This is a genomic window from Pseudoduganella buxea, from assembly GCF_009720835.1.
Taxonomy (GTDB): Bacteria; Pseudomonadota; Gammaproteobacteria; order Burkholderiales; family Burkholderiaceae_D; genus Rugamonas; species Rugamonas buxea.
The window spans coordinates 116,669-123,263 of sequence record NZ_WNKZ01000006.1; the positions used below are offsets into that span (position 1 = coordinate 116,669).

Sequence of the window (6,595 nt, forward strand, 5' to 3'; positions counted from 1 at the left end):
ATGCCAACGACAAAGCCGCCCTCGGGCGGCTTTGTTTTTTGGCGGCCCTGCGATTCAGGCGGCGCGCAACGCAGGTCGTTGCGACATCCGCGCCACGTACTGCCGGGCGGCGGCGCGTCCGGCCTGGTAGCGTTCCTGCACGCCGCCGGCCGAGAAATCGTGGTCGCCGCCGGCCGCCGCCGGGCTGCTGGCGATGACGTGCAGGTTCTTCAGCGCACGCAGGCGCATCAGCCAGTGGAAGGCCGGCATGGCCGTCACGTCGCTGCCGGCCGTTGCCGCTTCCAGCTTTTCCAGCATCGCCAGGAAGCCGTGCAGGCCGCCGCTGCCGCCGTATTCGGCCCAGAAGCGGTTCTCGTATTGCAGGGCGATGGCGCGCGTCTGCACTTCCTGCAGATTGGCGGGCGACGGCTGACCGTCCGTGGGGAACAGGTCGACGACGAAGATCGGCAGCGATTCGATTTCCTCCGGCTCCAGCAAATTGAGCAGCGAGTCGATCGGGGTATTGGAGAACAGCCCGCCATCCCAGTAATCGCAGCCGTCGATGCGGGTAGCGGGGAAGCCCGGCGGCAGGCTGCCGCTGGCGACGATATGGGACGGCGTCAGTTGGGCGCGCACGGCACGGTGGCGGTCCGTCTTCAGGTGCGCCTCGCGCGCCGTGTAGTTCGAAAACGTGGTCTGGCCACCCGTGTGCAGGCTGGTGGCGGTGACGCCGAAGCGCATATGGGCCGGGTCGTTGAGCTGCTCGAAATCGAGGTGCGCGGCCAGCGTCTTCAACATCGGCGCCGTGGTGCACCAGCTGTTCCAGTTCGGCGCATTCCAGTAGTCCGTACGCGAGCGCCAGAAGTTCGGATTACCCAGCAGGGACAGGTTGGCCTGCACGGCCGCCGGCAGCAGCGGCGCGGCCGGCAAGGTGATGGCCTGCCAGATGCGATGCAGGCTGGCGGCGATATCGCCGTCCTTCGCGCCCGCGATCGCGGCGGCATTGACCGCGCCGATCGATACGCCCGTGACCGCGCGCGGGCTCCAGCCCTCCTCCACCAGCGCCGTCACGACGCCATATTCGAAAGCGCCCAGCGCGCCGCCGCCCTGCAGTATCAATGCCATCGGTTTTTCCATGACCGCTCCATAAAACATCAAGGGAAGTGACAGATTGACGCCCGGCAGGACTGCGGTGTTGATCTGGCTCAAGCGACAAGCCGTAGCCGGGGCTGCTTACGGGGGGCGGTGGACGAGGTAGGGACGGGGCGGCGTGGAAATACAACAGGCAAAAGAAAACCGCCGCCCGCGACATGCGGGCGGCGGCTTCAAGCCAGGGCGTCGGAACGCCCCGGTCCGTCAATTAGTGCTTGGCGGCTTCTTTTTTCACGTCAGCATTGGCCTTGGCGACGGCTTCGTCGGTCTTGGCGGCGGCCAGGGCTTTTTCCTTGTCGGCTTCAGCCACTTCCTTGGCGACTTTTTCGTTGGCCTTGGCGCTGGCCTTGGCGACTTTCGCGTCAGCCTTGGCGACTTTCTTGTCGGCCTTGGCTTCGGCCTTCAGCTTGTCTTCCGGATCGGCGTCAGCCACTTTCTCGGCGGCCTTGCCGTATTCCTTGTCGGCCTTCGTCACGGCCTTCGACACTTTCTTGTCGGCCTTTTGCTGGGCCTTCGCGACGTCTTCATTGACGTCGGCGACTTTCTTGGCTTCCTTGTGCTGGGCCTTGTTGATGTCTTTTTGCGCTTCGACCTGCGCTTCAGCCACGTCCTTGTTGACGGGTGCCGTCGTGGCGGTTTGAGCGTGGGCAGCGGTGGCGAAGACGCCGGCGATCAGGGTTGCGAGCAGTTTATTCATGATTGGCACCTTTCAATGTGGTTTGCGTTGTTTTCTTCTTGTCACGTATCCAGAATAAACTTTCCAAACGATATCAACCGTGCGCTGGCGTACATTGAAACATTTTGTTGCCTTACTTACTTTCTTTCCCGGATGAACCGGCATACAGGTCGATGGTCTGGCCGATCGCCTCCGCGCACACTTGGCAGAAGGCATCGCTGCGGTCGAACATCAGGCACTGCTGCTGCGAGCGGTAATAACCGGTGGCCTCGTAGTTCGCCCCTTCGAAAGCGCCCACCGCGTGGCGGTGCGGCGCCTTGGCGAACAGCGCGTTGGTCCAGGCCAGGTCGTCGCGGAACAGCTTGTTCATCTCGGACTCGGGCCGGTTCGCCTTGCGCAATTGCGCCCGCACCTGCTGGTACTGGCGCGAATGCGTCTCGTATTCGGCCTTCGGCCAAGGCGTCGGCAGCGGCGTGGCCGGCGTCAGGTGGTGCTTCCATTTGACGTTGGCCGGATCGCGCAGCGCCGTCACGTTCGGCTCCCACGGCTCCATCCGTTCGCCGCTGGACTGGTAGGCCACGGGCGACGTGTAGTACTCGTCGGCCAGGCCGGCGAAGTGGTGGCCGAATTCATGCACGAACAGGTAGTTGGCCCAGTCGTTGTTGGCCGCCGCCGTGCTGAACTGCCCGTAGATGCCGCCACCGCCGTAGGTGTCGTTGTTGACGAGGATCTCGATGAATTCATACGGCGCATGCTGGGCGATGTCTCGCAGCGCCCGATTGTCCGTCGTCAGCACATAACGCTCGCTGCCGAAGATGTCGTAGCGCGTGTTCAGCGCGGAGGCGTGGTGGGTGTTCGTCGACGGCCTGCTCACGCCCGCTTCCTGCGTCGGCACGGCCAGCGCCCAGACATTGAAGTCGGCGGCGCGCTCGCGGAACGGCGACACCGTGAACAGGTGCTCGGCCAGGCGCCGCGCGGTCTGCTCGAACTTGCCCATATCGGCCCGGGTGTAGCCGTCGCCCAGGATCAGCAGGTCGACCTTCTGCGGCGACGGACCGCTGACGCGGATGGGGATCGGTTTGGCGGGCGCGGGCGGCTGCTTGCGCACCACGTCCAGTGCATCCGTGTCGATATCGGCCGTCCATGCGATGGAGAAGGCATTGCGCTCGTCGCGCCGCAGGATGCGCACCTTGACGGGCCGGTCCGGCTTGGGGAAGCGTACCGATTCGCCGAAGGCGCGCGTGGCCTTGCCCGCTTCTTCCGTGCTGCGCCACTCGCCGAAGATGGTGGAAAAGCCGCGCGAGTACAGCAGCTGGCCGGTTTTCGCATCGACCACCTCGACCCGGTTGATGCCCCGGTCGGTATCGTCGAGCGTGCGCGCCATGTCGCCCGGCCACGGCAGCGGCTCGATGACGACGCGGTCGAGCGCATAGTGTTCGGCCAGCGCATTGCCGCTGTGGATGTAGTCGACCCGCACGGTGGACGGCTGCGCGCCATCGGCGGGCGCGGCGACCGGGGCGGCCGCGACCGGGCCGGCCAGCGCCAGCAGGATGGCGGCGGTGAAAGTGCGGGCAATGCGCATGGTGTCTCCTTCAGGTAACGGATCGGTGATTCGGCGGCGGCGATTGGCGGGTATTGTATGTCCCGACCCGCTCCCGGGTACAGGGCAGCTTGCCCGCCGTGCGGAAGCAGGCTACCCTTTGGCTAATCTTCACCTCATCCTTGCGCCGTGCCCTACGACCAACCGACCGATCCGGAACAACTGCGCACCCTGCTGCTGGGCGCCGGCCGCCGGGATGCCCAGGCCTTCCATGCGCTGTACGTGGCCGCCTCGCCGAAGCTGTTCGGCTTCGCGCTGCGCATCGTGCGCCGCCACGAGCTGGCCGAGGAGGCGCTGCAGGATGCATTCGTCTCGATCTGGCATGCGGCCGCCACCTACCAGGGCGCGCTGGCTGCACCGATGACGTGGATGGCGACGATCGTGCGCAACAAGGCCCTGGACATCCTGCGCCGGCAGGGCACGGCGCCCGAGATCGACCTGGGCCAGTTCGACGCCGACGTGATCGACCAGCTGCACGACAGCGCGGACGGCCCGGCCGAGGCCCTGCAGACGAGCGACGAAGCGCGCGCGCTGGCGCACTGCATGGCGGCGCTGGAACGGGCCCAGCGCCAGGCCATCGGGCTGGCGTTCTTCCACGACCTGACGCACGGCGAAGTGGCGCGGCAGCTGTCGCTGCCCGTCGGTACCGTCAAGACGTGGATCCGGCGCGGCCTGGCGAAGCTGAAGGCCTGCCTGGTACGGGAGGGACTGTGAATATCCGCGACAATCCCGAACTGCGCGACCGGCTGGCGGCCGAGTACGTGCTGGGCACCCTGAAGGGCGGCGCGCGGCGACGCTTCGAAGGCTGGCTGCACGGCGATGCTGCGCTGCGCGCGCTGGTGCATGAGTGGCAGCAGCGCCTGGTGCCATTGGGCGAATTCAGCCTCAGCCGCGTGCCGCGCGCACGCGTGTGGCGCATCATCGAACGGCGCCTGCACCTGGAGCCGCCGCCGAAGCGCTGGCAATTCTGGCGGCGCGACCCGCTGCAATGGTGGCGCACGCTGGGCCTGACCGGCACGGCCGCCGCAGTGGCACTGGGCGTCGTGCTGGCCTTGCAGGGGCCCGCGCCGCAGATCGACACGCTCGCCACCTTGACGGACGAACGGGCCCAGGCCGCCCTGCTCGTGACGGCCGATCACGGCCGCGGCATCATTGCCGTGCGCCTGGTGGGCACCACGGCCGTGCCGGACGACCGCTCGCTGCAGCTGTGGGCCATCACGCAGCAGGGCATGCCCCGCTCGCTGGGTGTGCTGGACGAAAAAGGCAGCGCCCAGATCGCCCTGAACGAGCGGGCGCTGGGCAGCGACGTGGCCCTGCTGGCCGTCAGCGTGGAGCCGAAAGGCGGCTCGCCCAACCCGAACGCGCCGACCGGGCCCGTGCTGTACAAGGGCAGCTGGGTGCGGATGCTGTAGGTTGCCGTCACTACGCGGCGCCGAACAGCGGCGGCAGTTGCCAGTCGAGCGCCCGCTCGGCCAGCCACGCGCAGGCCACCAGGGCAATCGCCACCGATCCTCCCGGCAGCAGCACGCGCCGGTAGAGGCTCGTGCCGCGCACGGCAAAGGCCAGCGGCAACACCACCGCGACGATGGCCAGCTGGCCCAGCTCCACGCCCACGTTAAAGCCCACCAGCGCCAGGGCCAGCGCGTCTCGCGGCAGTCCGAGTTCGGCCAGCACGCCGGCAAAGCCGAAGCCGTGCACCAGGCCGAACAGGAAGGCGGCCAGCCAGCGCCGCCGCTGCACCACGGGCACCACGTTGTTCAGCGCGGCCACCACGACCGAAGCGGCAATGGCCGATTCCACCCAGCGCGTCGGCAGCGCCAGCACGCCCAGCGCGGCCAAGGTCAAGGTCACGGAATGGGCCAGCGTGAAGGCGGTGACGGTTTTCAGCACGTCGACACCGGCAGCACGCAGGCCGGCCACGCCCTGCCACACGCCGCCGTGCCATACCAGCACGGCCGGCAGCAGCAACGACACGAGGAACAGGATGTGATCGAAACCGATCCAGATATGCCACACGCCGTGCCGCAGGTAGGCCAGGAACTCCTGCCCCGGCGTTCGCCATGCCAGTTCCATAACCTGGCGCGGCTGCTCGCCGCCGAGGATGGCGCTGCGCACGGCGCCGCCGCTGTCGATGCCGAGCAGGCCCCGGTGCTGGGCGTCGGTATCGGCAAACAGGCGGTAATTCACCGCCAGGCGGGCCGGCCGCGCCGTGCACCGGCCTTGCAGCCGCAGCACCGTGTAGGCGCCGTCGCCGTGCTGCTCGATCAGTTGCTCGCCCTGCGGCGCCAGCGCGCAGGCACCGATCTCCGAGTCCACCTGGAGGCGCGCCAGTGCATACGCGGCAATGGCGCCGTGCCGGGCACGGATCTCGTCCCACGTCAGGCGGCCGTCGCCGTCGCCGTCGACGCCGATGGCGAAATCGAGGTCGCGCAATGCGATATCCCAGCGCGCCTCGATGCGTTCGCCGTCCAGCCGCAGGGTCAGGTAGCTGTCGCTGGGTTTATGGGCGCGTGCGGGCAGGCAGCACAGTAGCAGTAGCAGTGGCAATAGCAGCGCGCGGGCCAGCGCGGCGAAACGGCGCGCGCTCATTGCCGCGCCTTTGCCTGGCGCACCAGCGCGGCAAGCTGCACGTCCTGCGTGCCGTTGCGGCCGATCCAGTCCAGCGCGGCTTGCGTTGTCCTGGCGTCGCGCGCGGCCAGGCCCGCTTCGAGCAGCAGGCGCAAATCGGCCAGTTCCTTCTGCACCTGCCAGTTCTGTTTCGCCAGCGCCAGCGCGGCGCCGGTGTCGTCCTGAAGGTGCAGCATGAAGCGCGCCTCCTCGCGCAGGTGGACACGGTCGCCCCGCCGAGCGGCGGCATCGAAACGGGCCTGCAATTCCTCGCGCGCGGCCGCCAGTGCCGTGCGTTCCTTGACCTGGCGCAGCGCCAGCGCGGTGCGCAGCAGCAGGGCGTCGATGCGGCCCTGTTTGCGCAGCAGGGCCAGCACGTCGACAGGCCGGCGCGCGTCGAGCAGATAGTCGGCATAGGCACCCAGCAGGTAGCTGTCGCGCGGGGCCAGCGTCAGCGCGGCCCGAAAGCGCTGCTCGGCCACGTCGGCGGCGCCGCGCCGGGCGGCCATTTCGGCCAGCACGGTCAAGGCCCACACGCGCAGCTCCGCCGGGGATGCGTCGCTGCGGGCCAGCGTGTGGGC

Annotated in this window: 6 protein-coding genes and 1 pseudogene; 2 read left to right on the forward strand and 5 right to left on the reverse strand. The window is 68.1% G+C overall.

The annotated features are described in order from the left end of the window. Positions 1–54 precede the first annotated feature (54 nt). The 3 genes from GM672_RS04135 to GM672_RS04145 form a co-directional block, all read right to left on the reverse strand. Positions 55–1,104, reverse strand: a complete 1,050-nt coding sequence (locus GM672_RS04135; protein WP_170299921.1) for a patatin-like phospholipase family protein — start codon at positions 1,102–1,104, stop codon at positions 55–57. Positions 1,105–1,339: 235 nt separating this feature from the next. After that, positions 1,340–1,828 (reverse strand): hypothetical protein, encoded by a 489-nt coding sequence (locus GM672_RS04140; RefSeq protein WP_155469255.1) that lies wholly within the window; start codon positions 1,826–1,828, stop codon positions 1,340–1,342. Between the two features lie 112 nt (positions 1,829–1,940). Then, on the reverse strand, positions 1,941–3,389 hold the full coding sequence (locus tag GM672_RS04145; RefSeq protein ID WP_155469256.1) for an IgA Peptidase M64: 1,449 nt from the start codon (positions 3,387–3,389) through the stop codon (positions 1,941–1,943). Between the two features lie 147 nt (positions 3,390–3,536). On the opposite strand from GM672_RS04145, the gene GM672_RS04150 reads away from it, so the two are divergent. Together GM672_RS04150 and GM672_RS04155 are read left to right on the forward strand one after the other, a co-directional pair. Beyond that, positions 3,537–4,121 carry a sigma-70 family RNA polymerase sigma factor gene (locus tag GM672_RS04150; protein ID WP_229427699.1) on the forward strand — a complete coding sequence of 195 codons (585 nt, stop codon included), beginning with the start codon at positions 3,537–3,539 and terminating at the stop codon, positions 4,119–4,121. Then, on the forward strand, positions 4,118–4,819 hold the full coding sequence (locus tag GM672_RS04155; RefSeq protein WP_170299922.1) for an anti-sigma factor: 702 nt from the start codon (positions 4,118–4,120) through the stop codon (positions 4,817–4,819). Before GM672_RS04150 ends, GM672_RS04155 begins: the two co-directional genes overlap by 4 nt. Before the next feature lie 10 nt (positions 4,820–4,829). On the opposite strand, the gene GM672_RS04160 is transcribed toward GM672_RS04155, so the two are convergent. Further along, positions 4,830–5,996 (reverse strand): HupE/UreJ family protein, encoded by a 1,167-nt coding sequence (locus tag GM672_RS04160; RefSeq protein WP_155469257.1) that lies wholly within the window; start codon positions 5,994–5,996, stop codon positions 4,830–4,832. Further along, a pseudogene (locus GM672_RS28230) lies at positions 5,993–6,595 on the reverse strand (hypothetical protein); the annotation flags it as partial. The pseudogene GM672_RS28230 and the gene GM672_RS04160, both read right to left, overlap by 4 nt.